Origin of the sequence: Mesorhizobium ciceri biovar biserrulae (genome assembly GCF_001618845.1) — a bacterium.
Classification (GTDB): Bacteria; Pseudomonadota; Alphaproteobacteria; order Rhizobiales; family Rhizobiaceae; genus Mesorhizobium; species Mesorhizobium ciceri.
The window spans coordinates 584402-610260 of record NZ_CP015064.1; the positions used below are offsets into that span (position 1 = coordinate 584402).

At 63.3% G+C, this 25859-nt stretch carries 23 protein-coding genes and 2 pseudogenes; 10 read left to right on the forward strand and 15 right to left on the reverse strand.

All coding sequences use genetic code 11. The features are described from left to right. Positions 1–11: 11 nt before the first annotated feature. From A4R29_RS02750 to A4R29_RS02760, 3 genes are all read left to right on the forward strand, one after another. Positions 12–962, forward strand: a complete 951-nt coding sequence (locus A4R29_RS02750) for an ABC transporter permease (protein WP_210183137.1) — start codon at positions 12–14, stop codon at positions 960–962. After that, a complete protein-coding gene (locus A4R29_RS02755) occupies positions 952–1767 on the forward strand; it encodes an ABC transporter permease (RefSeq protein WP_063171123.1) in 816 nt (271 codons plus the stop codon). Before A4R29_RS02750 ends, A4R29_RS02755 begins: the two co-directional genes overlap by 11 nt. Before the next feature lie 102 nt (positions 1768–1869). Beyond that, a complete protein-coding gene (locus A4R29_RS02760) occupies positions 1870–3297 on the forward strand; it encodes a gamma-aminobutyraldehyde dehydrogenase (protein WP_013528020.1) in 1428 nt (475 codons plus the stop codon). A 175-nt stretch (positions 3298–3472) separates the two neighbouring features. Here A4R29_RS02760 and A4R29_RS02765 read toward each other — a convergent pair whose 3' ends face one another. The 11 genes and pseudogenes from A4R29_RS02765 to A4R29_RS02810 all read right to left on the reverse strand — a co-directional run bounded on the left by A4R29_RS02765 (position 3473) and on the right by A4R29_RS02810 (position 13721). Further along, positions 3473–3787, reverse strand: a complete 315-nt coding sequence (locus A4R29_RS02765; protein WP_013528019.1) for a hypothetical protein — start codon at positions 3785–3787, stop codon at positions 3473–3475. Positions 3788–3839: 52 nt separating this feature from the next. Further along, positions 3840–4202, reverse strand: a complete 363-nt coding sequence (locus A4R29_RS02770) for a nuclear transport factor 2 family protein (protein WP_024503372.1) — start codon at positions 4200–4202, stop codon at positions 3840–3842. A gap of 81 nt (positions 4203–4283) precedes the next feature. Then, positions 4284–4763, reverse strand: coding sequence for a carboxymuconolactone decarboxylase family protein (locus A4R29_RS02775; protein WP_063173537.1), 480 nt, complete (start codon positions 4761–4763; stop codon positions 4284–4286). Between the two features lie 110 nt (positions 4764–4873). After that, the gene (locus A4R29_RS02780) at positions 4874–6427 is read right to left on the reverse strand and encodes an alpha/beta fold hydrolase (RefSeq protein ID WP_063171124.1); all 1554 of its coding nucleotides are present in this window, start codon (positions 6425–6427) and stop codon (positions 4874–4876) included. 113 nt (positions 6428–6540) lie between these two features. Beyond that, positions 6541–6852 (reverse strand): formate dehydrogenase subunit delta, encoded by a 312-nt coding sequence (locus A4R29_RS02785; protein ID WP_013528015.1) that lies wholly within the window; start codon positions 6850–6852, stop codon positions 6541–6543. Beyond that, positions 6842–7672: a formate dehydrogenase accessory sulfurtransferase FdhD gene (gene fdhD, locus A4R29_RS02790; RefSeq protein WP_063171125.1), complete on the reverse strand. Its 831-nt coding sequence runs from the start codon at positions 7670–7672 to the stop codon at positions 6842–6844. Before fdhD ends, A4R29_RS02785 begins: the two co-directional genes overlap by 11 nt. 2 nt (positions 7673–7674) lie before the next feature. Then, positions 7675–10164 (reverse strand): annotated as a pseudogene (fdhF, locus tag A4R29_RS02795) (formate dehydrogenase subunit alpha); the annotation flags it as partial. A gap of 59 nt (positions 10165–10223) precedes the next feature. Continuing rightward, a pseudogene (locus A4R29_RS35520) lies at positions 10224–10587 on the reverse strand (2Fe-2S iron-sulfur cluster-binding protein); the annotation flags it as partial. A gap of 10 nt (positions 10588–10597) precedes the next feature. Beyond that, positions 10598–12154, reverse strand: a complete 1557-nt coding sequence (locus tag A4R29_RS02800; RefSeq protein ID WP_013528012.1) for a formate dehydrogenase beta subunit — start codon at positions 12152–12154, stop codon at positions 10598–10600. Beyond that, positions 12151–12630 (reverse strand): formate dehydrogenase subunit gamma, encoded by a 480-nt coding sequence (locus A4R29_RS02805; RefSeq protein ID WP_063171126.1) that lies wholly within the window; start codon positions 12628–12630, stop codon positions 12151–12153. Before A4R29_RS02805 ends, A4R29_RS02800 begins: the two co-directional genes overlap by 4 nt. 176 nt (positions 12631–12806) lie before the next feature. Beyond that, complete coding sequence (locus A4R29_RS02810; RefSeq protein WP_013528010.1) at positions 12807–13721, reverse strand: LysR family transcriptional regulator; 915 nt, start codon at positions 13719–13721, stop codon at positions 12807–12809. A 150-nt stretch (positions 13722–13871) separates the two neighbouring features. Here A4R29_RS02810 and A4R29_RS02815 point away from each other — a divergent pair, with 150 nt between their 5' ends. Both A4R29_RS02815 and A4R29_RS02820 read left to right on the forward strand, forming a co-directional pair. Then, positions 13872–14513 carry a DUF47 domain-containing protein gene (locus tag A4R29_RS02815; protein WP_013528009.1) on the forward strand — a complete coding sequence of 214 codons (642 nt, stop codon included), beginning with the start codon at positions 13872–13874 and terminating at the stop codon, positions 14511–14513. Between the two features lie 3 nt (positions 14514–14516). Further along, the gene (locus A4R29_RS02820; protein WP_013528008.1) at positions 14517–15521 is read left to right on the forward strand and encodes an inorganic phosphate transporter; all 1005 of its coding nucleotides are present in this window, start codon (positions 14517–14519) and stop codon (positions 15519–15521) included. Positions 15522–15532: 11 nt separating this feature from the next. Here the strand turns inward: A4R29_RS02820 and A4R29_RS02825 are convergent, their stop codons facing one another. After that, positions 15533–15910, reverse strand: a complete 378-nt coding sequence (locus tag A4R29_RS02825; RefSeq protein WP_063169927.1) for a VOC family protein — start codon at positions 15908–15910, stop codon at positions 15533–15535. A gap of 268 nt (positions 15911–16178) precedes the next feature. Here A4R29_RS02825 and A4R29_RS02830 point away from each other — a divergent pair, with 268 nt between their 5' ends. Beyond that, the gene (locus A4R29_RS02830; protein WP_063171127.1) at positions 16179–17360 is read left to right on the forward strand and encodes an Mrp/NBP35 family ATP-binding protein; all 1182 of its coding nucleotides are present in this window, start codon (positions 16179–16181) and stop codon (positions 17358–17360) included. Between the two features lie 30 nt (positions 17361–17390). Here the strand turns inward: A4R29_RS02830 and A4R29_RS02835 are convergent, their stop codons facing one another. Then, positions 17391–17843 carry an SRPBCC family protein gene (locus A4R29_RS02835; RefSeq protein WP_013528005.1) on the reverse strand — a complete coding sequence of 151 codons (453 nt, stop codon included), beginning with the start codon at positions 17841–17843 and terminating at the stop codon, positions 17391–17393. Positions 17844–17989: 146 nt separating this feature from the next. Between A4R29_RS02835 and A4R29_RS02840 the strand changes: the two genes are divergently transcribed. The 4 genes from A4R29_RS02840 to A4R29_RS02855 all read left to right on the forward strand — a co-directional run bounded on the left by A4R29_RS02840 (position 17990) and on the right by A4R29_RS02855 (position 22677). After that, positions 17990–19795: an IlvD/Edd family dehydratase gene (locus tag A4R29_RS02840; RefSeq protein WP_013528004.1), complete on the forward strand. Its 1806-nt coding sequence runs from the start codon at positions 17990–17992 to the stop codon at positions 19793–19795. Positions 19796–20010: 215 nt separating this feature from the next. Next, complete coding sequence (locus tag A4R29_RS02845; protein ID WP_027161822.1) at positions 20011–20829, forward strand: chromate resistance protein ChrB domain-containing protein; 819 nt, start codon at positions 20011–20013, stop codon at positions 20827–20829. After that, complete coding sequence (gene chrA, locus A4R29_RS02850) at positions 20826–22214, forward strand: chromate efflux transporter (RefSeq protein ID WP_013528002.1); 1389 nt, start codon at positions 20826–20828, stop codon at positions 22212–22214. Before A4R29_RS02845 ends, chrA begins: the two co-directional genes overlap by 4 nt. Positions 22215–22278: 64 nt before the next feature. Then, positions 22279–22677: a hypothetical protein gene (locus A4R29_RS02855; RefSeq protein WP_082827526.1), complete on the forward strand. Its 399-nt coding sequence runs from the start codon at positions 22279–22281 to the stop codon at positions 22675–22677. Between the two features lie 146 nt (positions 22678–22823). Here A4R29_RS02855 and A4R29_RS02860 read toward each other — a convergent pair whose 3' ends face one another. Further along, positions 22824–24053: an aromatic ring-hydroxylating oxygenase subunit alpha gene (locus tag A4R29_RS02860; protein ID WP_063171129.1), complete on the reverse strand. Its 1230-nt coding sequence runs from the start codon at positions 24051–24053 to the stop codon at positions 22824–22826. A 62-nt stretch (positions 24054–24115) separates the two neighbouring features. Then, positions 24116–25705, reverse strand: coding sequence for a trimethylamine methyltransferase family protein (locus tag A4R29_RS02865; protein WP_024503381.1), 1590 nt, complete (start codon positions 25703–25705; stop codon positions 24116–24118). Positions 25706–25859 lie beyond the last annotated feature (154 nt).

A 25859-nucleotide genomic window follows, 5' to 3' on the forward strand; every position in this document is an offset into this window, starting at 1 on the left:
TCGACGCCGCCATGATGCGTGCAACCGCTCCCGCCATCCTGCCGGGTAGCGGCGGTCTGCGCGGCGCTCTGTCGGACCTTTTCTGGCGCAAGCCGAAGGTCCTGTTGCTGCTCATGCTGCTGCCTCCGGTTTTGTGGCTGGGCATCGTCTATATCGGCTCGCTGTTTGCGCTGCTGGCGCAGAGCTTTTTCTCCATCGACGAGTTTTCCGGCCTCATCGACCGCGAGTTCACGCTCAAGACCTATGGCGATCTGTTCCAGGCTGCCAATCTCGACATCATCCTGCGCACGGTGACGATGGCGGCTCTGGTCACGCTGGCCTCGGCCGTCATCGCCTTCCCCATCGCCTACTACGCGGCGCGCTATGCGCGCGGCCGCTGGAAGGCCTTGTTCTATCTCGGCATCATGCTGCCGCTGTGGTCCAGCTATCTGGTCAAGATCTACGCCTGGAAGCTGATCCTGGCCAAGGAAGGCATCCTCACCTGGCTGCTCGCCAAGCTACATTTGTTGTGGGTTCTCGACGCTTGGCTGTCGCTGCCGATCGTCGGCGGCAATTCCCTGTCGGTATCGTTCACCGGCACCTTCATCGTCTTCGTCTATGTCTGGCTGCCGTTCATGATCCTCCCCGTTCAGGCGGCGCTCGAGCGCGTGCCCGGCAATCTGGTCGAGGCCTCGTCCGACCTCGGCGCTTCACCGGGACAGACCTTCCGCAACGTGCTGTTTCCGCTGGCGCTGCCGGGCATCGTCGCCGGTTCGATCTTCACCTTCTCGCTGACGCTCGGCGATTACATCATCCCGCAGATCATCGGCACCTCGCGTCTGTTCATCGGCCAGGCGGTCTATTCGCAGCAAGGCACCGCCGGCAACATCCCGCTCGCCGCCGCCTTCACCGTGGTGCCGATCGTCATCATGGGCTTCTATCTCTGGGGCGCCAAGCGCATGGGGGCCTTCGATGCGCTCTGATGGTTCCCAGTCGGCTCCGCTCGGCCTGAAGATTGCCGCCGCCTGCGGGCTGCTGTTCCTGCACCTGCCGATCCTGCTGGTCTTCGTCTATGCCTTCACCACCGAAGAGAAGAGTTTCGTCTGGCCGCCGCCAGGGCTGACGACGCAGTGGTTCGCCGTGACCTGGAACCGGCCAGATGTCTGGCAGGCGCTGTCGCTGTCGGTCAGGGTGGCCGCGATTTCGACGGCGATCGCGCTCATCCTCGGCACGCTCTGTTCGGCGGCGGTGTCGCGGACAAGATTCTTCGGCCGCGAAACCATCTCGCTGCTGGTCATCCTGCCGATCGCGCTGCCCGGCATCATCACCGGCATTGCGCTGCGCTCGGCCTTTTCGCTGGCCGACATCCCGTTCTCGTTCTGGACGATCGTGCTTGGCCACGCCACCTTCTGCGTGGTCGTCGTCTACAACAACGCCGTCGCCCGTTTCCGCCGCACTTCCGGTTCGATGATCGAGGCTTCGATGGATCTCGGCGCCGACGGTTTTCAGACCTTCCGCCATGTCGTGCTGCCCAACATCGCCACGGCGCTGCTTGCCGGCGGCATGCTGGCCTTCGCGCTGTCCTTCGACGAGGTCATCGTCACCACCTTCACCGCCGGCCAGCAGCAGACGCTGCCGATCTGGATGCTGGAAGAACTGATCCGTCCGCGCCAGCGCCCGGTCACCAATGTCGTTGCCATGGTCGTCATGCTGGTGACGTTGCTGCCGATCCTTGCCGCTTATTACCTCACCCGTGACGGCGACCAGATCGCTGGAAGCGGGAAATGAAAAACAGCGAATAGGGAGTAGCGAATAGGGATCGACGGTCAAACCCTACTCGCTTTCAGCTACTCGCTACTCGCTACTCGCTTCTGTAAAGGGAGAAACCTTATGGACACCCAGATGCTGATCGGCTCGAAATTCGAGAAGGGCACCGAGACCGAGGAGCCGATCCTCAATCCAAAGACCGGGGCGACCATCCTCAACCTGCCCGAGGCCAGCCAGGCGCAGATCGAGGCGGCGGTCACTGCTGCCGAACAGGCGTTCGTCTTGTGGTCGCGCACCACGCCGGCGCAGCGCTCCGGCTATTTGCTGAAGATCGCCGACCGCATCGAAGCCGACGCGAAGGAGTTCGCCACGCTCGAGGCGCTCAACTGCGGCAAGCCGATCAACGCCGTGCTCAATGACGAAATCCCGGCGATCGTCGATTGCTACCGCTTCTTCGCCGGCGCCGTCCGTTCGATGCCGGGCGTCGTCGCTGGCGAATACATTCCCGGCCACACCTCGATGGTCCGTCGCGATGCCATTGGCATCGTCGCTTCCATCGCGCCGTGGAACTATCCGCTGATGATGATGGCCTGGAAGCTGGCGCCGGCGATCGCCGGCGGCAACACCGTCGTCTTCAAACCGTCCGAGCAGACACCGCTGACGGCGCTGAAGCTGGCAAAAATCCTTGCGGACATCCTGCCCGAAGGCGTCGTCAATGTCGTGCTCGGCCGCGGCGACAGCGTCGGCAACACGCTGATCAATCATCCCAAGGTCAACATGATCTCGATCACCGGCGATGTCGCCACCGGCAAGAAGGTGCTGCAGGCGGCCGCCAAGTCGGTCAAGCGCACGCATCTCGAGCTCGGCGGCAAGGCGCCGGTCATCGTCTTCGACGACGCCGACCTCGGCGCCGTGGTCAACGGCCTGCGTGCCTTCGGCTATTACAATGCCGGCCAGGACTGCACCGCCGCCTGCCGCATCTACGCCGGCAAGAAGATCTACGACAAGCTCGTCGCCGATCTCTCCTCGGCCGTCTCGACCATCAAGTACGACCGCCCCGACGATACCGAAAACGAAATCGGCCCGCTGATCTCGCGCCGCCAGCGCGACCGCGTCTCGAGCTTCGTCGAGCGCGCCTCGGAACTGAAACACATCGAGATCACCACCGGCGGCAAGCCGGGCGAGGGCTCCGGCTTCTACTACCAGCCGACCGTCGTCGCCGGCGCGCTGCAGGAAGATGAGATCGTGCGCCGCGAAGTGTTCGGCCCGGTCGTCTCGGTTACTCGTTTTTCGGAAGTCGACGAGGCGGTGAACTGGGCCAATGACAGCGACTACGGCCTGGCGTCATCCGTATGGACCAAGGATGTCTCGCGCGCCATGGCGACGGCCGCCCGCCTGCAATATGGCTGCACCTGGATCAATACCCACTTCATGCTGACCAACGAGATGCCGCATGGCGGGTTGAAGCAGTCCGGCTACGGCAAGGACATGTCGCTCTACGCACTGGAGGATTACACCGCCGTGCGGCATGTGATGGTTGCGCATGGGTAGTTTTCCCTTCTCCCGTTGTGGGAGAAGGTGGATCGGCGCGTAGCGCCGAGACGGATGAGGGGATGTTCCAGCTTGACGCCAGCTTACCCCTCACACGGGTTGCCAACCGATTTGTGAAGGACAAATCGGGGCAATCCGACCTCTCCCACAAGAGGAGAGGTAAGACCGCAGACCACTACTCCACGATGCGATAGATATTCCACAGGCTGGTGCCAGACACGACATAGGGCTCGATCTCCTTGCCCCATTTCGCGTGCGCGTCGATCTTGCCGATCTTGGCGAAGAACGCCTCCAACTGGGCCAGGCTTTCGACCTGGTGATGGGACTCGACCGTCGCCTCCCGCGCGCCGATCGAACCGGTCATGATCTGGAATTCCAGCTCGTCGAGGCCGACCTGTGACCCGATCTCGCGTTCCCATTTCTTCAACAGGTCGAGCACGGTCTGCTTGTGTCCGAACTTGGCGTCGATCTGCCATCTGGCGCTGAACATCGTCTTCTCCTCCAGGTTGCGGCCAGGCCGCGGTTGATCCACGGTTGTTGATCTACTCGTCCCAGGCCTGCACGACGGTCTGTCTTGCGATCCGACCGTTCTTCAGCTCCAGCATCGCTGCGCAGAACACCTTGGTGCCGTCCGGATAGGCGCAGGCCTGGGTGAAGGCGAGGCTGTCGCCGTCGGCGATGGTGGTGTCGACCTTGTGGGTCATCGCCCGGCTGCAGATGTCGTCCCAGAATGTGGTGATCGCCGCGCGCCCGCGGATTTCACGCGGCTTGCTCGGCGGGTTGTTGCGGTCGATCACCCGCACCAGCGCGTCTTCGGCATAGAAGCTCGACAGCATCTTGCCGTCACGGGTTTCGATCGCCTTCTTGATCGCGGCGCCGTCCACTGTTTGGGTCTTGGTCAGCATTTCATCCTCCATTGGCCCGTCTTCCGACCGGGCGGTTGATGGTCGATGTGCCGTCCGGCGCTCATCGCCGGGCAGTGGTTCTTACTGCGACTTCGCCTTGACGGCCGCGAATACGTCGTCGGTCTGCTTCTTGAAGGTCGTCAGATCGACCTGGCTGCCGTTGAGCATCGTCGACCAATGGCGCACGATGGCGGACATCGCCACCGCCTCCTTGATCTCCTCGTCGCTGGCGCCGTTGAGCTTGGCCGCCTCGGTGTGGAAATAAATGCAGTACTGGCATGGGATCTGCGCCGCGACGGCGAGGCCCAACAGTTCCTTGGTCTTGCCGTCAAGCGCCGTCTTCGGATTGAGCTGCACGCCCTTAATCTCGGCCCAGGCGCCGGCGACGGCCACATCCGGCAGGGTCTTGAACATGTCCGGCACCGAGCCGAGCGTTGCCTCGATGTCCTTGTAGGCGGCCGCCGCGGACGCGTCCTCGGCCTTTGCGGGAGCGATGGCGAACAACGCGCCGACGCTTGCAGCGATCACAAGCAATTTGAGTGTCCGGTTCGACTTCAGCATTTCCTCCTCCGTTCGCAGCACCTTTCCCAGCGACATCCGCCTAGCCTGCGTGGAGAGAATTGATAGCGCTTACCCGCCCATGGCCGCTTCGCCCGAAAGCGCCATGGCTCTCATGGCCCGTGCGGGCCAGGGTGCCTGGCCGAAAACGCCGCCGCCGCCGCCCGCGACGGCAGATCCAGCTTGAGCAGTATGTTGGCGACATGGCGCTTGACCGTGTGTTCGCTCAGCCGCAATTCGGCGGCGATCGCGGCATTGCTCTTGCCGTCGGCGACGAGGCTCACCACCTCGCTTTCGCGCGCCGTCAATGCGGCCGGCTCGGCGGTCTTGGGTTTGGGCCGGCAGGCGGGTTCCAGATGCTGTTCGGACGTCGCATGGACCAGCGCCAGCGGCTGTTCCAGCTCGTCGACACTGATGCGCCCGGCGTCGGTGAAATGCAGGCCCGACCCAGCCGCCAGATCGGCGATCAGACGCGACGCGATAATGTCGCCGCGGCCGGCATGGGCGGCCAGTTGCATTGCCACCCGCGCCGTCGTCCCAACGGGCGGACCGCGCACTTCGATCTCGCCGACATGCGCCCCTTGCGCGCTTGCCACGCCGATTTCCTGCGCCGCCTCGCGCAGCGCTGCCGCGCAGCGTATGGCGCGTGCCGGGCCGTCGAAGCGCGAAATCATCAACTCGCCATGCAGGCCCACAGAGCGCCCGCCATGGCGCCCGACCAGCAGCCGCCAGGTTTCCTGGAAGCGTTGGCTGCGTTCGCTCCACATCCGGTCGCCGAGCCGTGCCGTGTCGTAGATGCGTGTCACCAGCAGTGCGGCCAGCACGCGGTCTACTTCGCCCACGGCGCGTTCGCCGGTCAGGAATTCCTCGATCAGGTCGGCCACCCCATCGACATCGCCGGTCCAGATCGGATGGTCGCGCCCGGGAATCTCGACCAGCCGGGCGCCGGGGATCTTCTGTGCAAGGAAGCGGCTGGCGTCGGGGTCGACCCGCGCATCGTTGCGGCGATGGATTACAAGCGTCGGCGCGCTGATCACGCTCAGGATATGGCGGATGTCGACGTCGGCGTTCATGCGCGCCAGCGCCGCCGCCGCCGTCGGGCTCGCCGACAATCGTTCGAAACGTGCCCACCACTGGGCGAAATGCGCGTCGTCGACCCGGCTCGGCGCGAAATGGGGCAGCATGGCGCCAGTGCCCCAGGCTGTCTCCGCCATCTCGATGAAAGCGTCGAGGCGTTCGGGCGACATCACCCATTTCTGGAAATGCGCATAGCCGCCATAGAGCGCCAGCGCCCGTGTCCGCTCCGGATAGGTGGCGGCGAACAGCATCGCCATCGGCGCGCCTTCGGAGGAGCCGAGCAGCGCCGCACGGCCGCTGCCGGCGGCGTCCATTACCGCGCGCACATCGTCTATCCGCGTCTCGAGACTGGGCAGGTTATGCGCGTCGACACGGTCGGACAGGCCGGTGCCGCGCTTGTCGAACAGGATCAGCCGAGAGAACGCCGAAAGCCGCTTCAAGAGCCTGGTGTAGCCCTCGTCTTCCCAGTGCAGGTCGAGGTTGGAAATGAAGCCCGGCACGAAGACGAGATCGAATGATCCCTGCCCGACCACCTGATAGGCGATCCGCACATCGCCGCTACAGGCGTATCGCGTCTCGATCGGCCTCACGAGATTTCCACCCCGGCCTGACGATTTCTGGTCGTCAAACCATAGCAGAACAGCGCAGATTGCGGCAGCTTAAACTTTAGCGATTGTGAATGTAAGCTGGCGCGGCTTGGCGGCTATTCCTGCGAGGCGGCGACGTCGGCAGGGGAGGGCTTGAGCCCGAGTTTGAGGTCGGCCGCAGCCGGCGTGATCGGTCGCTTGATCCTGGCGGAGGCGGCCACCACCAACTCGTTGAAGTTCCCGGTGCCGTCGTCCAGCATTTCGAAGAACTGCCGCCGCATCCTCGGCTCCCAGAACTTGTTGATGTGCTCGGCGACGCCGGCAATGCCTTCCTCGCGCGGCTTGGAATGGAAGAAGTCGGCGATCTGGTTTGCCATGCGCACCAGCTTCTCGGCAGTGCTCATAATGTGTTCTTCGTCATGCGACATGCTTGGCAACTCCGCAAACCACCCGGTCGGGGTGGGTGAAAATATCAAAATCGTCGCCGCGAACCAGCGCCACCAGCGTCATGCCGGACTCTTGCGCCGTGCGGATGGCAAGGGCGGTCGGCGCCGAGACGGCGATGATGAAGGCCGAACCGATAGAAGCCGTCTTCTGCACCATTTCGACCGAAACCCTGGATGTCACCACGACAGCACCGGATGCGCCCTCGATGCCGGCTTTGGCCAGCGCACCCGCCAGCTTGTCGAGCGCATTGTGACGGCCGACATCTTCGCGCGCCATGACGATGCCCTTACCAGGCACATAGAAGCCGGCGGCGTGCACGGCTCCGGTCTCGGTGTGCAGCGGCTGCACTTTCGACAAAAGCTTGACCGAACGGACAATATCGTTGGCATCAAGCGTAAGCTTTGACACACCAACCGCATCCACCGAACGCATCGCTTCCTCGATCGATTCGATGCCGCAGAGCCCGCAGCCGACCGGACCCGCGAGCCTTCGCCGCCGCGCTTCGAAGCGCGTGTTGGCTCGGTCCTTCAGCCGGATCTGGATGTCGATGCCGGCGCCATGGTCCTCGACCTCGATGGCTTCGATCTCCTCCGGCGCAGCTACAATGCCCTCGGTCAGCGAGAAGCCAAGCGCGAAATCCTCGAAATCGGCCGGGCTTGCCATCATCACCGCATGCGTGGTGCCGGCAAAGGAGAACGCCACCGGCGTCTCTTCCGGCACCATGCGGTTCGCCGTAGCAGTGCCGCTGGCGCGGTGCGCCAGCCGCGATACCTGCGTCGTGGTTTTGCGCCGCGCGCTCAAGGCTACTCCGCCGCCTGCAAAGACGCGATGCGCCGGCTCTGCTTGGCTTGCTCGTCATAGTCGCGCTGCCATTCCGACGGCCCATTGGAGGCGCCGACCTGCACCGCCGTCACCTTGTATTCCGGGCAGTTGGTCGCCCAGTCGGAGAAGTCGGTGGTGATCACGTTGGCCTGCGTGTCCGGATGGTGGAACGTCGTGTAGACCACGCCGGGCGACACCCGGTCGGTGATCAGCGCGCGCAGCGTCGTCTCGCCCGAGCGGCTGGTCAGCCGGACCCAGTCGCCGTCGCGCAAGCCGCGGTTCTCGGCATCGTGCGGATGAATCTCCAGCCGGTCCTCCGAGTGCCACATGCTGTTGTCGGTGCGCCTGGTCTGCGCGCCGACATTGTACTGCGACAGGATGCGGCCGGTGGTGAGCAGCAGCGGGAAGCGCGGCCCCGTCCTTTCGTCCGTCGCCACATATTCGGTACGGATGAACTTGCCCTTGCCGCGCACGAACCCGTCGATATGCATGATCGGGGTGCCGAGCGGCGCCTTCTCGTTGCAGGGCCATTGCACGGACCCGACACGGTCGAGCAGCTCGAAGGAGACGCCGGCGAAGCTCGGCGTGGTCATCGCGATCTCGTCCATGATTTCGGAGGGATGCTTATAGTTCCAGTCCAGCCCGATCGCGCGGGCAAGCTCCTGCGTCGCCTCCCAATCGGCGTAGCGCGCCTTCGGCTCAAGAACCTTGCGCACCATGTTGATGCGGCGCTCGGCGTTGGTGAAGGTGCCGTCCTTCTCCAGGAAGGTCGAGCCCGGCAGGAAGACATGCGCGTAGTTCGCCGTCTCGTTGAGGAAGAGGTCGTGCACGACGACGCATTCCATCGCGGCAAGGCCGGCTGCGACATGCTTGGTGTCGGGATCGGACTGCAGAATGTCTTCGCCCTGGATGTAGATGCCCTTGAAGCTGCCGTCGACGGCGGCGTCCAGCATGTTGGGGATGCGCAGGCCGGGTTCGTCGTCCAGCTTTACGCCCCACAAGGTCTCGTAGATATCGCGCACGGCTTCGCCGGAGATGTGGCGATAGCCCGGCAGTTCGTGCGGGAAGGAACCCATGTCGCAGGAGCCCTGCACGTTGTTCTGGCCGCGCAGCGGGTTCACGCCGACGCCGGGCCGGCCGATATTGCCGGTGGCCATGGCGAGATTGGCGATTGCCATCACAGTGGTCGAACCTTGGCTGTGTTCCGTCACGCCCAGGCCGTAATAGATCGCGCCGTTGCCGCCGGTGGCGTAGAGACGCGCAGCACCGCGGATCAGCTCGGGATCGACGCCGGACAATTTGCCGACGGTTTCGGGGCTGTTTTCCGGCAAGGCGACGAACGATGCCCAATCCTGGAACTCCGTCCAGTCGCAACGTTCGCGGATGAAGGCTTCGTCGAACAAGCCCTCGGTGACGATCACATGCGCCAGCGCCGTCAGCACGGCCACATTGGTGCCGGGCTTCAGCGGCAGGTGGTAATCCGCTTCGATATGAGCCGACTTGACCATCTCGGTGCGGCGCGGATCGAGCACGATCAGCTTGGCGCCCTGGCGCAGCCGCTTCTTGAGCCGCGAGGCGAACACCGGGTGAGCGGAAGCCGGATTGGCGCCGATGATGACGGCGACGTCGGTGAAGTCGACGGAATCGAAATCCTGCGTGCCGGCAGACGTGCCATATGTCTGGCCGAGCCCGTAGCCCGTCGGCGAATGGCAGACGCGTGCGCAGGTGTCGACATTGTTGTTGCGGAAACCCTGCCGCACCATCTTCTGGACGAGGTAGGTTTCCTCATTGGTGCAGCGCGACGAGGTGATGCCGCCGATCGCGGTGCGTCCGTACTGGTATTGGATGCGGCGGAATTCCTTGGCGGTATGGGCGATCGCCTCTTCCCAGCTTACTTCGCGCCACGGATCGGTGACCTTTTCGCGGATCATCGGCGACAGGATGCGGTCCTTGTGGGTGGCGTAGCCATAGGCGAAACGGCCCTTCACGCAGGAATGGCCGTGGTTCGCCTTGCCCTCCTTGTAGGGCATCATGCGAACGACTTCGTCACCCTTCACCTCGGCCTTGAACGAGCAGCCGACGCCGCAATAGGCGCAGGTGGTGACGGCCGAGCGCTCCGGCAGGCCCTTGGCAAGCACCGTCTTCTCACGCAGCGCATCGGTCGGGCAGGCCTGGACGCAAGCGCCGCAGGACACGCATTCCGAATCGATGAACGCCTCGTGCATTCCGGCCGAAACCCGGGATTCGAAGCCGCGTCCCTCGATGGTCAGCGCAAACGTGCCCTGCACTTCTTCGCACGCCCGCACGCAGCGCGAGCAGACGATGCATTGCGAGGCATCATAGGTGAAATAGGGGTTGGATTCGTCGCGGGCGATGTAATCGACTGCCAGCGAGCCATGGCCGGGCGCCACGCCACCTTCCGGCTTGACGTGGTTGCGGCCCTCGATGCCGTAGCGGTTCTCGGTCAGGCCGATCGACTTCGCCACCGCGTCGAACTCGCTGGCGCCGGTTCCGGCCTGTTCGTTCCAGCCGGTCGGATGGTCGGAGACATAGAGCTCCATGACGCCACGGCGAATGGCATCGAGCCGCTCGGTCTGCGTGCGCACGATCATGCCTTCGCCGACAGGCGTCGTGCAGGATGCCGGCGTGCCGCCGCGTCCTTCGATCTCCACAAGGCAGACACGGCACGAACCGAAGGAGTCCAGCATGTCGGTGGCGCAGAGCTTCGGGATTTCGACCCCGCCCTCCATCGCGGCACGCATGATCGAGGTGCCTTCCGGCACGGTGATGCTGCGCCCGTCGACGTTCAGCGTGACCTGCTTCTGCGCCTTCGATTGCGGGGTTCCGTAGTCGATCTCTTCGACGAGGGATGGGAAGTCGGCCTTGATGTTCATCTGCCAGCTCCTATTCGGCAGCCACGCGCACGGGCGCGGGCTTGAAGTCGTCAGGGAAATGGGTGATCGAGCTCATCACAGGGTAGGGCGTGAAGCCGCCCAGCGCGCAGAGCGAGCCGAATTTCATCGTGTTGCAGAGGTCGGTGACCAGAGCGAGGTTCTTCTCCGGCTCGATGCCCGCGGCGAGTTTGTCGATGGTCTCGACACCGCGCGTCGAGCCGATGCGGCAGGGCGTGCACTTGCCGCAGCTTTCGATGGCGCAGAATTCCATGGCGAAGCGCGCCTGTTTCAGCATGTCGGCGGTGTCGTCGAACACCACGATACCGGCATGGCCGATCAGCCCGTCCTTGGCCGCGAAGGCTTCATAGTCGAATGGCGTGTCGAACAGCGCGCGCGGGAAATAGGCGCCGAGCGGTCCGCCGACCTGCACTGCCTTGACCGGCCGGCCGGTGGCCGTGCCGCCGCCGATCTCGTCGACGATCTCGCCAAGCGTCATGCCGAAAGCGGCTTCGAACAGCCCTGCAAATTTGACATTGCCGGCGATCTGGACCGGGATCGTGCCGCGCGAGCGGCCCATGCCGAAATCCTTGTAGAAGGCCGCACCCTTGTCCATGATGACGGGCACAGAGGCTAGGCTGATGACGTTGTTGATCACCGTCGGCTTGCCGAACAGCCCCTTATGCGCAGGCAGAGGCGGCTTTGCCCGCACCATGCCGCGCTTGCCCTCGAGCGAATCGAGCAGCGCCGTCTCTTCGCCGCAGACATAGGCGCCGGCGCCGACCCGGATCTCCATGTCGAACGCGTGAGGGGAACCCAGCACGCTGGCGCCAAGAACGCCGGCCTTGCGGGCGATCTCGACGGCCTTGTTCATCGCCGCCACCGCATGCGGATATTCCGAGCGGACATAGACGAAGCCCTTGGTCGCGCCCGTGGCTATACCGGCGATCGTCATGCCTTCGATCAGCACGAAGGGATCGCCCTCCATGATCATGCGGTCGGCGAAGGTGCCGGAGTCGCCTTCATCGGCGTTGCAGACGATGTATTTGCGGTCGCCTGCTGTATCGAGCACCGTCTTCCATTTGATGCCGGTCGGGAAGCCGGCGCCGCCGCGCCCGCGCAGGCCGGATTCGGTCACCTCTGCGACGATGGCGGCAGGCGTCAGCGCCAGCGCGTTCATCAGTCCATTCAACCCGCCATGTTTTTTGTAGGATTCGAGCGACAGCGGATCCGTGACGCCGCAGCGCGCGAAGGTCAGCCGTGTCTGCTTGGCCAGGAACGGGATCTTGTCCGGCGCGCCCAGCCAGCGTTTATGATGGCCGCCGGTAAGGAAGCCGCTGTCGAACAGGCTTTTGACGTCGGACGGTTTGACCGGCCCGTAGGCGATGCGGCCGTTGGCTGTAGCGACTTCGACCATCGGTTCGAGGAAATAGGCGCCGCGCGAACCATTGCGCACGATCTTGGCTTCGATGCCGCGCTCGGCGAGTTCGCCGGCGATCGCCTTGGCGACCTTTTCGGCGCCAAGCGCCAGCGCACCGGAATCGCCGGGAATGTAGATACGCGGGATCATGAGAGCACCTCTGCAACGATCTCGTCGAGCTTCTCGTCATCGAGCCGTCCGATCACCTCGCCATCGAGCATGGCGGCGGGCGAACAGGCGCACAGGCCGAGACAGTAGACCGGCTCCAGCGTCACCGAACCGTCGCGGGTCGTTTCATGAAAGCCGATGCCCAGCAGTTGCTTCAGCTTGGCGGCGATGGCATCCGACCCCATGGACTGGCAGGATTCCGCCTTGCAGAGCTTCAACACATGCCGGCCTGCCGGATGGCTTCGGTAATCGTGATAGAAGCTGACGACGCCGTGCACCTCGGCCCTGGAAATGTTCAGCGCCTCGGCGATGACCGGCAGCGCATCCTTGGGCACATGGCCGAACTCTTCCTGGATGCCGTGGAGGATCGGCAGCAAAGGGCCTTCGAGCCCCTTCATCTCCTGGATGATCGCGGCCGTGCGCGACGTAATCTCGGTACTTGCAGGCTGCATTGTCATGCAGCGCCCTCCCTATCGTAGCGACCCACGCATATCGGCCAAAAGCATCAAGCTGTTTTGGAACAACGACATGCGCGTGCCGCTTTATCGCTAAGTGCTTAAGAAACCAGAGAAAACCTCTGAAATCAATAAAGCGGTTTCGTTGTACGATAGAAATCTTCTATCGTTCCGTTTGACTAACCCTGTCTAGCGGAACGGTTGGCATGGAAATCGTCCGCCAGCGCCATTGCCTCGTCCAGCAGCGCCGAGACCAAAGGTGTGTGCGGTTCGCGCGGTGTCGCCACCAGGCCGACCGTGTGGCTGGCGTCTGGTTCGATGATTGGAATGGCCCGGATCGGTTCGGAAAAGCCGAATGTTTCCGCAAGGTTGAGCGGCATGATCGACGACCATTTGCCGGTGCGGATGTGCGAAAACAGCACGATCATCGAATTGGATTCCAGCGTCGGTCGCACCTGCACGCCGGCTTCGGCCAGATGCTGGTCGATGATGCGGCGGTTCTGCATGTCCGGCGTCAACAGGCACAGCGGCAGGCTTGAGAGCTCCGCCCATGTCACTTTGTCGCGGTCGGAATAGGGATTTCCCATCGCGGTGATCAGTTGGTAACGCTCGTCATAGAGCGGCACGCTGGTCACCCGCCCCAGCGGCTCGTTGTCGAGATAGGTGATGCCGGCATCGATGTCGAAATTGCCGAGCAGCGACAGCACCTCGATCGAGGTCCGCGACAGCACCGAAAAGGTGACGCCGGGATGCTTTTCGCGAAATGGCGTCGTCAGCCGCGGCAGCATGGCGAGCGCCGTCGGGATGGCGGCGATGCGGATACGGCCCGAAAGTCCGTGGCGCGCCGCGCGCATTTCCTCGCGCATGGTCCTGGTGTCGCCGACGATGCGGCGTGCCCACACCAGCACCTGTTTTCCCTCCGGCGTCAGCCCCTGGAAGCGTGAGCCGCGCAGAACCAGCATGACGCCAAGCTGGCCTTCCAACTGCTTGATGCCGGCCGACAGCGTCGGCTGCGTGACGCCGCACACCTCCGCCGCCCGGCCGAAATGCTCCTCCCTGGCGAGCGCGATGAAGAATTCCAGCTTGTCGATCATGTGATCTTTCCGGTCGTTCGCTGCAAGGTCGGGGAAATTGTGCTCTACCGCAAGCGCCACGCACAATTGCCCTGCATCCACACCTTTAAGCCGGCTACCTGTTTCCCGCGGCTGAATGCGGCGCTATGTGGATGAACTGGGAGATCGACCATGCTGGGCTGGTTCCGCAAGCTTTTGCCGCGCGAAGATCGCTTCTTCGACCTGTTCGAACGACATTCCCGCACCGTAGTCGGCGGCGCCGAGGCGCTGGAGCAGCTTCTCCAGGGCAGGGATATCGATCTCTGGTGCCAGAAAATCATCGATCTTGAAGATGAGGCCGACCACATCACCGCGGAAGTCCTGCTGGCGGTACGGCGCTCCTTCATCACGCCTTTCGATCGCGGCGACATCAAGGACTTGATCCAGTCGATGGATGACGCCATCGATATGATGCACAAGACGGTCAAGACGGTGAAGCTGTTCGAGCGCAAGGAGTTCGATCCGCTGATGCAGGAAATGGGTGGTGTCATCGTCGCCGCCGCCAAGCTGGTGGCCGAGGCGATCCCGCTGCTCAACAAGGTCGCAACGCATACTGTGCGCCTCAACGCCATCGCCGAAGAGGTGATGCGCGTCGAAAGCCGGGCCGACGACCTGCACGAGCAAGGGCTGAAGGATCTCTTCAGGAAGCACGGCAGCAGCGATCCGATGGCCTATATGATCGGCAGCGAGATTTATGGCCAACTGGAAAAGGTGGTCGACCGCTTCGAGGACGTCGCCAACGAGATCAGCGGCATCGTCATTGAGAATGTCTAGGTGATGGAAGCAACCATTGCCTTTCCCGTGCTGGCCGGCCTCGTCGCCGTCGCACTGTTCTTCGACTTTCTCAACGGCCTGCACGACGCCGCCAATTCCATCGCCACCATCGTTTCCACCCGCGTGCTGCGGCCGCAATATGCGGTGCTGTGGGCGGCATTCTTCAATTTCATCGCCTTCATGTTCTTCGGCCTCCACGTTGCCGAGACCGTAGGCAAAGGCATCGTCGACGTCAGCATCGTCACCCCGGCGGTGATCTTTGCAGCCCTGGTCGGCGCCATCGTCTGGAACATCGTCACCTGGATCGCCGGCATCCCTTCGAGCAGCTCGCATGCGCTGATCGGCGGCCTGGTCGGCGCCGGTGTTGCGAAAGCAGGCGTGGGCGCCATCGTCTGGACCGGGCTTGGCAAGACGGTCGCGGCAATCGTCTTGTCGCCAGCGACGGGCTTTATCCTGGCGCTCGTCCTGGTTCTCGTCGTCTCGTGGCTCTTCGTGCGCCAGACGCCGTTTGCGGTCGACAGCACCTTCCGCGTCATGCAGTTCTTTTCCGCCTCGCTCTATTCCCTCGGGCACGGCGGCAATGACGCCCAGAAGACCATGGGCATCATCGCCGTGCTGCTCTATTCGCAAGGCATGCTCGGCGCGACTTTCTACGTGCCGCTGTGGGTGGTCCTCACTTGCCAGTCGGCACTGGCGCTCGGCACCCTGTTCGGCGGCTGGCGCATCGTCCACACCATGGGCTCGAAGATCACCCGGCTGAACCCGATGCAGGGTTTTTGCGCCGAAACCGGTGGGGCGATCACGCTGTTTGCGGCGACCTGGCTCGGCGTTCCCGTATCGACCACCCACACCATCACCGGCGCCATCATCGGCGTCGGCGCCGCCCGCCGCGTCTCGGCCGTGCGCTGGGGCATTGCCGGCAACATCGTCATCGCCTGGATCGTTACCTTGCCGGCCACCGCTTTGATTTCGGCGCTCACCTACCTCGCGGTTGGCCTGGCGAGGTGAGGTGAAGAAATCTACCTGTCCACAAGGTTCAGGATGTTGCCGTCTGGATCCTTGAACCAGGCAACTTTCATTCCGTAACCGACGTGGAGATCGCCCTCCAGCGTCAAGCCCGGCATCTGATAGTGCTCGAAGGCGACGCCCTTCGACTTCAGCTCCTTGACGATGTTACCGATCTCGTCGCCAACCATCCAGGTCACCGCTGTCGCCTTGTTGGTTCCGGCAAATTGGGAATGATAGACGTTGAGGGTGGTATCGCCGCTTTTGTACACGATCAGTTCGCCCCCCTCATCCTGCACCTGTTTCAGGCCAAGCGTTCCTTCGTAGAAAGCCTTGGCCTTTGCCAGATCGCTTACCGCCAGATTTGCCGTTGCGTTGCTGTTTGCGAGCATAATCGCCTCCTTCTCGGCTTGTCGGTCCCGTGCTGGTCGTTGAAATAGGTCGCTGCGATCGTTTGGCGACTGTCGGCTGGATTGATTGCTGGCCGCATCGGCGCTGGCTTATCTGGAGGACGTTTGGCGCGGATGAATCCGGCAGGACCCGCCGGTTTTTCAGGCACGCCAAGACAGCCATTGCTCCACGGCTTGGTTCTGTCCGGAAACTGCATTATCTCAGGTGCAAGCTGCATCTCAGGCGCAAGCTGCGTAAGGAAAAACTGCCATGTCCGTCACCAAGGAAATCGTCACCGAGCGTCTGAAGACGGTCAACGGACCGGATTTCACCGGCAACATCGTCGACCTCGGCATGGTTTCGGAAATTTTTATCGCCGACGGGAAGGTCTTCTTCTCGATTACCGTTCCCGCCGCCCGCGCCCAGGAAATGGAGCCGCTGCGCGCCGCCGCCGAGCGTGTCGTCAAGGCGATCCCCGGTGTCGCCGGCGCCGTCGTTGCGCTGACGGCGGAGAAGAAGGGCGGCGGCATGGAGGCGCCGGTTCCGTCGCGCCCCGCACCCAGGCCCGTTCCGCCGGCTGCGCCCGCTGCCGCCGCGCCGCGTGCGGCTCCGCACGCGCCGGCCTCGCACAGCTCGGGCAAGCGTGGCGTGCCCGGTATCGAAGCGATCATTGCCGTTGCCTCCGGCAAGGGCGGCGTCGGCAAGTCGACCACCGCCGTCAACATCGCGCTCGGCCTCGCCGCCAACGGCTTGCGGGTCGGCGTGCTCGATGCCGACATCTACGGCCCGTCCATGCCAAGGCTGCTCAACATCCACGGCCGGCCGCAGACCGTCGACGGCAAGATCCTGAAACCGATGGAGAATTACGGCCTGAAGGTGATGTCGATAGGCTTCCTCGTCGATGAGGAAACGCCGATGATCTGGCGTGGTCCGATGGTGATGTCGGCACTGACGCAGATGCTGCGTGAAGTCGAATGGGGTCGGCTCGACGTGCTCGTCGTCGACATGCCGCCCGGCACCGGCGACGCGCAGCTGACCATGGCCCAACAGGTGCCGCTGGCTGGCGCCGTCATCGTCTCGACGCCGCAGGACCTGGCCCTGATCGACGCGCGAAAAGGCCTCAACATGTTCAAGAAGGTCGACGTGCCGCTGCTCGGCATCGTCGAGAACATGAGCTATTTCATCGCCCCGGACACCGGCAAGCGCTACGACATCTTCGGTCATGGCGGGGCGCGGCGCGAGGCCGAGCGCCTTGGCGTCACCTTCCTCGGCGAGGTGCCGCTCGAGATGGGCATTCGCGAAAGCTCGGATGCCGGCACGCCGGTTGTCGTCTCCAAGCCCGACGGCGCCGAGGCGAAAATCTACCGCGACATCGCCTCGAAGGTCTGGGACCGGGTTAACGAAGAGCGTGGTGCTGCGGCAGCGGCGGTGCCGAGTATTGTTTTCGAGTAGCTTGTTCGGTAGCCGCCGCCGCTCTGCAGCCTAGGCCGCGCCGACCTTCTCGCCGAAGCTGGAAAAAAACTGTCCGGCCAGTTTCTTCGAGGTCGATTCGATCAGCCGGCTGCCGAGTTGGGCGATCTTGCCGCCGACATCGGCCTTGGCCGCGTAGTTCAATATCGTGGCGTCGGGTCCATCTGCCGTCAGCGTCACGTCGGCGCCACCCTTGGCGAAGCCTGCAATGCCGCCCTTGCCTTCGCCCTGGATGGTGTAGGAGTGCGGCGGCTTCAGGTTCTTCAGCGTCACTTCGCCGTTGAACGTCGCCTTGATCGGTCCGATCTTCACCACCACGGTTGCCGCCATCTCGGTCGGCGACTTCATCTCCAGGCTCTGGCAACCGGGAATGGTCGCCTTCAAGACCTCGGGATCGTTCAGCGCTTCCCACACTTTTTGCAGCGGTGCGGCAATGCGCTCCTCGCCTTCGATCACCAAAGCCATGAAAACCTCCCGGACAAGACTGTCCGAACCCGTAACGCACGGCTTGGGTCGTGTCTATCGCACCAAAGTCCGGTTGCGACCGCACGCCCTCTTGCCTGCTCCCGCGCGTTGCCATATCGATTTGTCTTACAAATACGGAGACCATGATGGCAGGCGCCCCCACCCATAAGAAAAAATTTCGCTCGCAGGAGTGGTTCGACAATCCCGACAATCCGGGCATGACGGCTCTCTATCTCGAGCGCTATCTCAATTACGGCCTGACGCGCGCCGAACTGATGTCCGGCAAGCCGCTGATCGGCATCGCCCAGACCGGCTCGGATCTGTCGCCCTGCAACCGTCATCATATCGAACTGGCCAAGCGTGTGCGCGAAGGCATCGTCTCGATGGGCGGTATTCCGTTCGAGTTCCCCTGCCATCCGATCCAGGAGACCGGCAAGCGCCCGACCGCAGCGCTCGACCGCAACCTTGCCTACCTCAGCCTGGTCGAGGTGCTTTACGGCTACCCGCTCGATGGCGTCGTGCTGACCATCGGTTGCGACAAGACGACGCCGGCGCTGCTGATGGCAGCGGCCACCGTCAACATTCCGGCGATCGCGCTGTCGGTCGGGCCGATGCTCAATGGCTGGCACAAGGGCAAGCGCACCGGCTCCGGTACCATCGTCTGGGAATCACGCCAGCGCCTGTCGGCCGGCGAGATCGATTATGACGAGTTCATGGACATCGTCGCCTCGTCGGCGCCGTCCACCGGCTATTGCAACACCATGGGCACCGCCACCACGATGAACTCGCTGGCCGAGGCGCTTGGCATGCAGTTGCCGGGCTCGGCCGCCATTCCCGCGCCCTACCGCGAGCGTGGCCAGATTTCCTATGAGACCGGAAAACGCATCGTCGAGATGGTGCATGAGGATCTGAAGCCGTCCGACATCATGACGAGAGAGGCTTTCGAGAACGCCATCGTCGTCAATTCGGCCATTGGCGGCTCGACCAACGCGCCGATCCACCTCAATGCCATCGCCCGCCACCTTGGTGTCAAGCTCGACAATGACGACTGGCAGACGGTCGGCCTCAATGTGCCGCTGCTGGTCAATTTGCAGCCGACGGGCGAATATCTTGGCGAGGACTACCATCATGCCGGCGGCGTGCCGGCGGTCATTGCCGAACTGATGAAGGGCGACCTGTTGCCGCATCCCGGCGCACGCACCGTCAACGGCAAGTCGATCGGCGAGAATAGCGAGGGCGTCGCCAACGAAAACCCCGACGTCATCCGCTCTGTCGCCAAGCCGCTGAAGGCCAATGCCGGCTTCATCAATCTCAGGGGCAATCTGTTCGATTCGGCGATCATGAAGACCAGCGGCATCTCGCCCGAGTTTCGCGAGCGCTATCTGTCCAATCCTAGGGATCCCGAGGCTTTCGAAGGCAACGCCATGGTTTTCGACGGGCCGGAGGATTACCACGCCCGCATCGACGACCCGGCGCAAGGCATCGACGAACACACCATCCTGTTCATGCGCGGCGCCGGCCCGGTCGGCTATCCCGGCGGTGCCGAGGTCGTCAACATGCAGCCGCCGGCCTATCTCATCAAGAAGGGCATCCACGCGCTCGCCTGCATCGGGGACGGCCGCCAGTCGGGCACGTCGGGTTCGCCGTCGATCCTCAACGCCTCGCCGGAAGCGGCGATCGGCGGCGGACTGGCGCTGCTCAAGACGGGCGACCGGGTCCGCATCGACTTGCGCAAGGGCACGGCCGACATCCTCGTCACCGACGACGAGATCACCCGGCGCCGCGCCGAACTGCAGAACAATGGCGGCTTCCACTATCCCGAGCACCAGACGCCCTGGCAGGAGATCCAGCGCGGTATGGTCGCGCAGTTTTCGGAGGGAATGGTGCTGAAGCCGGCGGTGAAATACCAGGATGTCGCGCACACCAGCGGTGTCCCCAGGGACAATCATTGATTCTGGATCGACGGATGGCGGCTTGATCAAATCAGGCCGCCGTCGGTTTTCCGGTCAGCGTGTTGCATCGCTGCCGGGTAGGTCGAGAACGGCCACCGTCCTTGACAAGCGCGCCCAACAAATCCACCATCATGACAAGGGGTGCATCGCGACGACCCCGTGAGGCGTCAGCCCAACGTTCGCGTCCAAGCTTCTCTTTTCAGGAGGTGGACGCCATGCCGTCAACAACCGCTATCACCGTACCGCAATTGTCCCGGCTCATAGGTCTGCCGGGCGCCCCAGTCATTGTCGATGTTCGCATAGATGAAGATTTCGACGCCGATCCGCGGCTGTTGCCGGCGTCGTGCCGTCGCGATTTCAAAACCGTTTCAAGCTGGGCGGCCACGTTCGCCGGCAAGCCAGTGGCCGTCGTTTGCCAGAGGGGGCAAAAGCTCTCGCAAGGCGTGGCCGCATGGCTGCGCCATGAGGGGATATCAGCTGAATCTCTCGAAGGCGGCTTTGAAGCCTGGCGCGATGCCGGCGGGCTTCTGGCCCGCACCGCCAAGATGCCGCCACGCAATGAAAAGGGCGCCACCGTCTGGGTGACGCGATCGCGCCCGAAGGTCGACCGCATCGCTTGCCCGTGGCTGATCCGGCGTTTCGTCGACCCCGACGCGGTGTTCCTGTTCGTCGAACCCGCTGAAGTGTTGGCTGTTGCCGACCGCTTTCAGGCCGTGCCGTTCGACATCGACAATGTGTTTTGGAGCCATCGCGGCGAGCGCTGCACCTTCGACACGATGATCGAGGAGTTCGGGCTGGAATCCGCGGCGCTCGATCGCCTCGCTGCAATCGTGCGGGCGGCCGACACTGCAAGCCTCGACCTGGTGCCTCAGGCGGCCGGCTTTCTGGCTGCCTCGCTTGGTTTGTCGCGTATGTACCGCGACGATCTGGAACAACTGGAAGCAGGCATGCTGCTCTACGACGCGTTCTTCCGCTGGTGTCGCGACGCCACCGAAGAAACGCACAACTGGCCGGCTGCGGGTAAGCCGTCGTGACCGCTCTTGTCCCGGACAATAAGGCGGGAACCGTCCCGGTGCCGGCTGCACCGACCTTCACCGAGGCCGTGAAGGTCTGGGCGAAAATCGGATTGCTCAGCTTTGGCGGTCCGGCCGGGCAGATCGCGCTGATGCACAAGGAACTGGTCGAGGAGCGGCGCTGGATCGGTGAGCGGCGTTTCCTGCACGCGCTGAACTACTGCATGCTGCTGCCTGGCCCGGAAGCCCAGCAACTCGCCATCTACATCGGTTGGCTGCTGCACAGGACGGCCGGCGGCCTTGTCGCCGGCATCCTGTTCGTCTTGCCGGGCGCGCTCGTCATGCTCGCCTTGAGCAGCCTCTACGTCCTCTATGGCGACGTGCCGCTTGTCGCGGCGCTGTTTTTCGGGGTCAAGGCGGCTGTGCTTGCCATTGTCGTCGAGGCGGTGGTCCGGATCAGCCGGCGTGCCCTCAAGAACCGGGTCATGGTGTCGATCGCGGTCGCGGCGTTCATCGCCATCTATGCGTTGAATGTGCCCTTTCCGCTCATCGTCCTGCTAGCCGGCCTGACGGGATGGCTGGGGGATCGCATTGCTCCCGCCCTGTTTTCCGGCTCGGCCCATGGCAAGGACGATGTTGCCGACTTCAAGGGAGCGGTCGACCTGATGTTCGAGCGTGGCGAACTGGCCCATGTCAAACCGACCAGATGGCATGCACCGCGCACCGTCGCCATCTGGCTGCCGCTCTGGCTCGGGCCTGTTCTTTTGATCTGGTGGTTCACCGGCTCTGCAAGCGTCTGGACCGAGATAGGCCGGTTCTTCAGTCTCATGGCTGTCGTCACCTTCGGTGGCGCCTATGCGGTCCTCGCTTATGTCGCACAGGCAGCCGTCCAGTCCTTCGGCTGGTTGGCGCCGGGTGAAATGGTCGATGGCCTTGGGCTCGCCGAAACGACGCCAGGGCCGCTCATCCTGGTGCTGCAGTTCGTCGGCTTCATCGCCGCGTTCCGCCATTCCGGCTCGCTGGACCCGTTGGTTGCCGGATCGCTGGGGGCTTTGCTCACTCTGTGGGTGACGTTCACGCCTTGCTTCTTCTGGATATTCCTCGGTGCGCCCTACATCGAGGCCTTGCGCGGCAACAAGGCACTGTCGGCCGCACTGGGCGCGATCACCGCCGCCGTTGTCGGGGTAATTATGAATCTGGCCCTATGGTTTGCCTTGCACGTCATCTTCCGTGAGGTGCACGCGACGGGCCTTGGCATGAACGTGCCGGTGCCTTCGTCGATCGACTGGCGCGCGGCCTTGCTTTCCGTGGCCGCCATGGTCGCCATCCTGAAGCTGAAAGTCGGCATGCTGCCGACACTCGCGCTATCCGCCCTTGCAGGGATCTTGCTGGCGGCGGCTGGTTAGACAGCACCGCCTTTGCAATCCGCTTGCCCACCACCTAAGTGGGCTGGAAATGGAAGGAAACATCATGGCCGGACGGCGATCTTCCCTCGGCTTCCTCGGAGTGTTCGGCCGTTCGGGCGACTTGAGGCAGCTCGACGATGCATTGCGCGGCGCCGATCTGCATCCAGCCCTTGTGCCGGAGGGCGTGAAGCTTACCCTCGTCAATCTCATGAAGGATCGCTGGCCCGACGAGCCGCCACCGGGCACCTATGCGTCGGTGGCACAATTATGCAGCTATTGCATCGCGGGTCCCGAAACCTTCGAGCAAGCCAATGGCCATGAGCGGGCGCTGGGAGCCGAGCGCCGCATCGAGGCGGCGCTTGAAGCCGGTGACAGCCTCGACGCGCAGATCGTGCTGATGACGCTGCATGCCAAGCTCATCAACCCCGAAGTCGTCGACCGATACGGGCTCAGCGCGGAATGACGCGAAAGGCAAGATCTGCCTGATTCTCCTAGAGCAATTCTAGGAAAAGTGTGAGCGGTTTTCCGTCTAGAATTGCGTCAAAACAAAGAGTTAGAGCAGATCGCCGTTTCCGTGAAACGGTGAATGCTCTAAGGCAGCCGAGCCGTTCAGGCCCGGCTGATCTCCTCGAGATACCAGCCGATGTAGCGCAGTTCGTTGTATTCCATCGGCGCGATAGGTCCGGGCACGAAATAGTGCGAGCGCACGCCGCGCGCGGTGTGCTCGATGATCTTCTTGTCCTCTTCGGTGGTGATCTTCCACAGCCAGGTCAGCTTCTCCAGATCGTAATCCTGGCCCTCGACCGCGTCGCCGCGCACCAGCCAGATCAGCTCCATCTCGCAGGTGCCAGCCGTTTTCGGGATGAAGCGGTAGATCATGCCGTGATCGGGATAGCATACGAGGAAGGTCGTGCCGCCGAGATGGATGGAAGTGACGCCACCGTCATAGTCGGAGAAGCGTCCCATCAGCGGGGCCACCGGCGATCCATCCTGGCTGCCGCTCGAAACGCCGTCATAGAGCGCATAGCGGAAGGTGTGGATTGCTTCCTGGCCGGCCGCCGAGTTCTGCCAGCGGTTGGCGCTGCCGATCTCGATGCCGAGCGCGCAGGTGCGTTGCTCCATCGCCGCATTGAGCTGCTCGATCATTTCTGCCGGCTTTTCCAGCGCATGCGTCTGCGAATATTCCGGATGCGCCGGCCCGCAATGGTAACATTCGACATAGTTCTCGACGGCGAGCTTCCAGTTGGCGTCGAGCGGATAGGACTGACGATACGCAACCTTGGCGTCGCCCCAGCCATACTGGCCGCAGCTCGTTCGCAGCGACTGTTCGATAGGATCGAAATCGAGCGGCGTCTCGGCGAAGGAAATGAAGACCAGACCGGATGCGACGCGGGCATGAAGCTTCTTCAGGCCGTGCGCCGTGCGGTCGAAATCCTTCGGCATCAGGCGGGCAGCGCGCAACGATCCGTCATTGGAATAGGCCCAGGCGTGGTAGGGGCACACGAACATCTTCGCGTTGCCCTTCTGCTTGGTGCAGACCTCGGCGCCGCGGTGGCGACAGACGTTGAGCATGGCATGCACGGTGCCATCCATGCCGCGTGTCAGGATGACCGCCTCGTCGCCCAGTTTGAACAGCTCGAAATCGCCGGGGTTCGGGATAACGCTGGCGTGGGCCAGGCAATGCCAGTGGCGGCGAAAGACCCGTTCCATGTCGCGCTCGAAGATCGCCGGGTCATGATAGAAGGCACGCACCAGGCCGTGGCCTGGCCGATGAGATGCCACCAGCCGATCGATCGCGTCGCCGTCGGTGGGGGCTTGCTGGATAGGATGCACACTCATTTGTCGTTCTGCCCGATGGTTGGTCGTGTATGGCTGTATGGCTGCACGAGACTTGTCTCCGGTCAGCCGCCCATATGCGTGCGCGGCAGGTGGATCAGGTTGCCGAAACGGGCACGCAATCTGTCGTCGACCTGTTTTGGCACATGGCGCGGAAATCGTTCGGCAAGAATGCGCTTCTTCTCGGTGATCGCACGCAGCAATATATCAGGCCGGCCTTTTTCGTTCCATTCCTTCGGCGAGGAACGATCGCCGAGGGCAGGATAGAAGTGCTCGGTCTGCATCAGCTTGAGCGTTTGTTCGTTGTCGAGATAGTGGCCCGGACCCTTGAGGCAGACCTCCGCGATGCTGTCGATCGACAGGGCCTCGTCAGTCACGTCGATGCCACGCGCGCAGCCCAGGCAATGACCGAGCATGTCGTTGTCGATGACCAGGCTCTCCAGGCAGAAGCCGAGCAGCGAGGCATGCATGCCGGCCGCCTCATAGACGAGGTTGAGGCCGGAGAGGCCGGCCATCACATTGGTGATGCCCTTTTCGTAGCCGGACTGAATGTCGGGCAATTTCGAATCCGTCATGCCGGCGGCGGAGCCACCGGGCAGGTCGTAGAATTGCGCCATCTGGGCACAGGCCGCCGTTGCCACCGACTGCTCGGCCGACCCGCCGGCCATGGCGCCGGTGCGCAGGTCGGACATGAACGGCCATGCGCCGAAGATCGCCGGATGGCCGGGCTTGAGCGCGTTGACATAGACCAGGCCGGCCAGCACTTCGGCCACTGCCTGCACGACGGCGCCGGCCATCGCCGCGGGTGCCGTCGTGCCGGACTGGCCGGTCGACAGCAGCAGGATCGGGATGCCGCCTTCGACGCAGGCCTCAAGCACGCCGCACGCATCCTCGGCGAACCTCATCGGCGGCACGACGAATGAATTGGAGTTGGAAACGAATGGCCGGGCGCGGAAATTCTCCTCGCCTCCGGCGATGGCGTACAGCATTTCAAGTGCAGGCTTCACGTTCTCACGCACCGTGAAGGATGTTCCGACGTGCTTCGATGTTCCCATCACACAGGCATAAAGCGTGTTGAAATCCATCTCGAGCGGATCGGCGATGTCGCGCGCCACCATCGGCCGCTGGAAGAAATGAATGTTGTCCAGCCCGTCGACGATGCGGGCGGCATCATAAATATCCTGCAGCTTGGATTCGCGGTACTCACGCTTCTCCAGATCCACCAGGTGCACGGCGATGCCTGCCGTGCCGTAGTGCACGCGCTTGCCCTGGACCACCATGTCGTGCCTGGGGTCCTGGCCATGAAGCGTGAAATGTCGTGCCGCCCGCTTGATGGTGTCGAGCACGAGCGCGCGCGGAAAGCGGACCCGGCCATCGTCGCCATGGATCGCCCCCACCTTGGTCAGCACCTTTATGCAGGAAGGAATGGCGTTGGCGAAACCCACTGTCTCCAGAAGCGTCAGTACGCCTTCGTGGATACGCTCGCGGTCATCCCCGCGAAGCGGCCCGTAGCCGCCGCCCTCGATGGCCTTGTGCTGTGGTCTGGTATCCTCCACCAGGGGAGATGATCGCATGGCATGTCCTGTTTCGCGAAGACCGGAGCGTTGTGGACGACGGTTCGCCGGCGTGTCCTGCTGTTCGACAGCCACTGGCATGGAGCACTCCAACTTCGTCGGCAGGAACTCGTGGCGGTTGGTCCACCATCGGCCTGCTTCTTCCCCTGATGACGCCGACTATGCCGCCGGCACTGGCCCATCCTATGGGCCAGCTGGCTCAGTTCCATGTGCCAGAACTAAAATACCGGAGCCG

What these genes read in the sequence shown, in the direction of transcription:
- A4R29_RS02750 (WP_210183137.1), top strand. Translation starts at nt 12, where the DNA reads ATGATGCGTGCAACCGCTCCCGCCATCCTGCCGGGTAGCGGCGGTCTG.
- A4R29_RS02755 (WP_063171123.1), top strand. Translation starts at nt 952, where the DNA reads ATGCGCTCTGATGGTTCCCAGTCGGCTCCGCTCGGCCTGAAGATTGCC.
- A4R29_RS02760 (WP_013528020.1), top strand. Translation starts at nt 1,870, where the DNA reads ATGGACACCCAGATGCTGATCGGCTCGAAATTCGAGAAGGGCACCGAG.
- A4R29_RS02765 (WP_013528019.1), bottom strand. Translation starts at nt 3,787, where the DNA reads ATGTTCAGCGCCAGATGGCAGATCGACGCCAAGTTCGGACACAAGCAG.
- A4R29_RS02770 (WP_024503372.1), bottom strand. Translation starts at nt 4,202, where the DNA reads ATGCTGACCAAGACCCAAACAGTGGACGGCGCCGCGATCAAGAAGGCG.
- A4R29_RS02775 (WP_063173537.1), bottom strand. Translation starts at nt 4,763, where the DNA reads ATGCTGAAGTCGAACCGGACACTCAAATTGCTTGTGATCGCTGCAAGC.
- A4R29_RS02785 (WP_013528015.1), bottom strand. Translation starts at nt 6,852, where the DNA reads ATGTCGCATGACGAAGAACACATTATGAGCACTGCCGAGAAGCTGGTG.
- A4R29_RS02800 (WP_013528012.1), bottom strand. Translation starts at nt 12,154, where the DNA reads ATGATCCCGCGTATCTACATTCCCGGCGATTCCGGTGCGCTGGCGCTT.
- A4R29_RS02805 (WP_063171126.1), bottom strand. Translation starts at nt 12,630, where the DNA reads ATGACAATGCAGCCTGCAAGTACCGAGATTACGTCGCGCACGGCCGCG.
- A4R29_RS02810 (WP_013528010.1), bottom strand. Translation starts at nt 13,721, where the DNA reads ATGATCGACAAGCTGGAATTCTTCATCGCGCTCGCCAGGGAGGAGCAT.
- A4R29_RS02815 (WP_013528009.1), top strand. Translation starts at nt 13,872, where the DNA reads ATGCTGGGCTGGTTCCGCAAGCTTTTGCCGCGCGAAGATCGCTTCTTC.
- A4R29_RS02820 (WP_013528008.1), top strand. Translation starts at nt 14,517, where the DNA reads ATGGAAGCAACCATTGCCTTTCCCGTGCTGGCCGGCCTCGTCGCCGTC.
- A4R29_RS02825 (WP_063169927.1), bottom strand. Translation starts at nt 15,910, where the DNA reads ATGCTCGCAAACAGCAACGCAACGGCAAATCTGGCGGTAAGCGATCTG.
- A4R29_RS02830 (WP_063171127.1), top strand. Translation starts at nt 16,179, where the DNA reads ATGTCCGTCACCAAGGAAATCGTCACCGAGCGTCTGAAGACGGTCAAC.
- A4R29_RS02835 (WP_013528005.1), bottom strand. Translation starts at nt 17,843, where the DNA reads ATGGCTTTGGTGATCGAAGGCGAGGAGCGCATTGCCGCACCGCTGCAA.
- A4R29_RS02840 (WP_013528004.1), top strand. Translation starts at nt 17,990, where the DNA reads ATGGCAGGCGCCCCCACCCATAAGAAAAAATTTCGCTCGCAGGAGTGG.
- A4R29_RS02845 (WP_027161822.1), top strand. Translation starts at nt 20,011, where the DNA reads ATGCCGTCAACAACCGCTATCACCGTACCGCAATTGTCCCGGCTCATA.
- A4R29_RS02855 (WP_082827526.1), top strand. Translation starts at nt 22,279, where the DNA reads ATGGCCGGACGGCGATCTTCCCTCGGCTTCCTCGGAGTGTTCGGCCGT.
- A4R29_RS02860 (WP_063171129.1), bottom strand. Translation starts at nt 24,053, where the DNA reads ATGAGTGTGCATCCTATCCAGCAAGCCCCCACCGACGGCGACGCGATC.
- A4R29_RS02865 (WP_024503381.1), bottom strand. Translation starts at nt 25,705, where the DNA reads ATGCCAGTGGCTGTCGAACAGCAGGACACGCCGGCGAACCGTCGTCCA.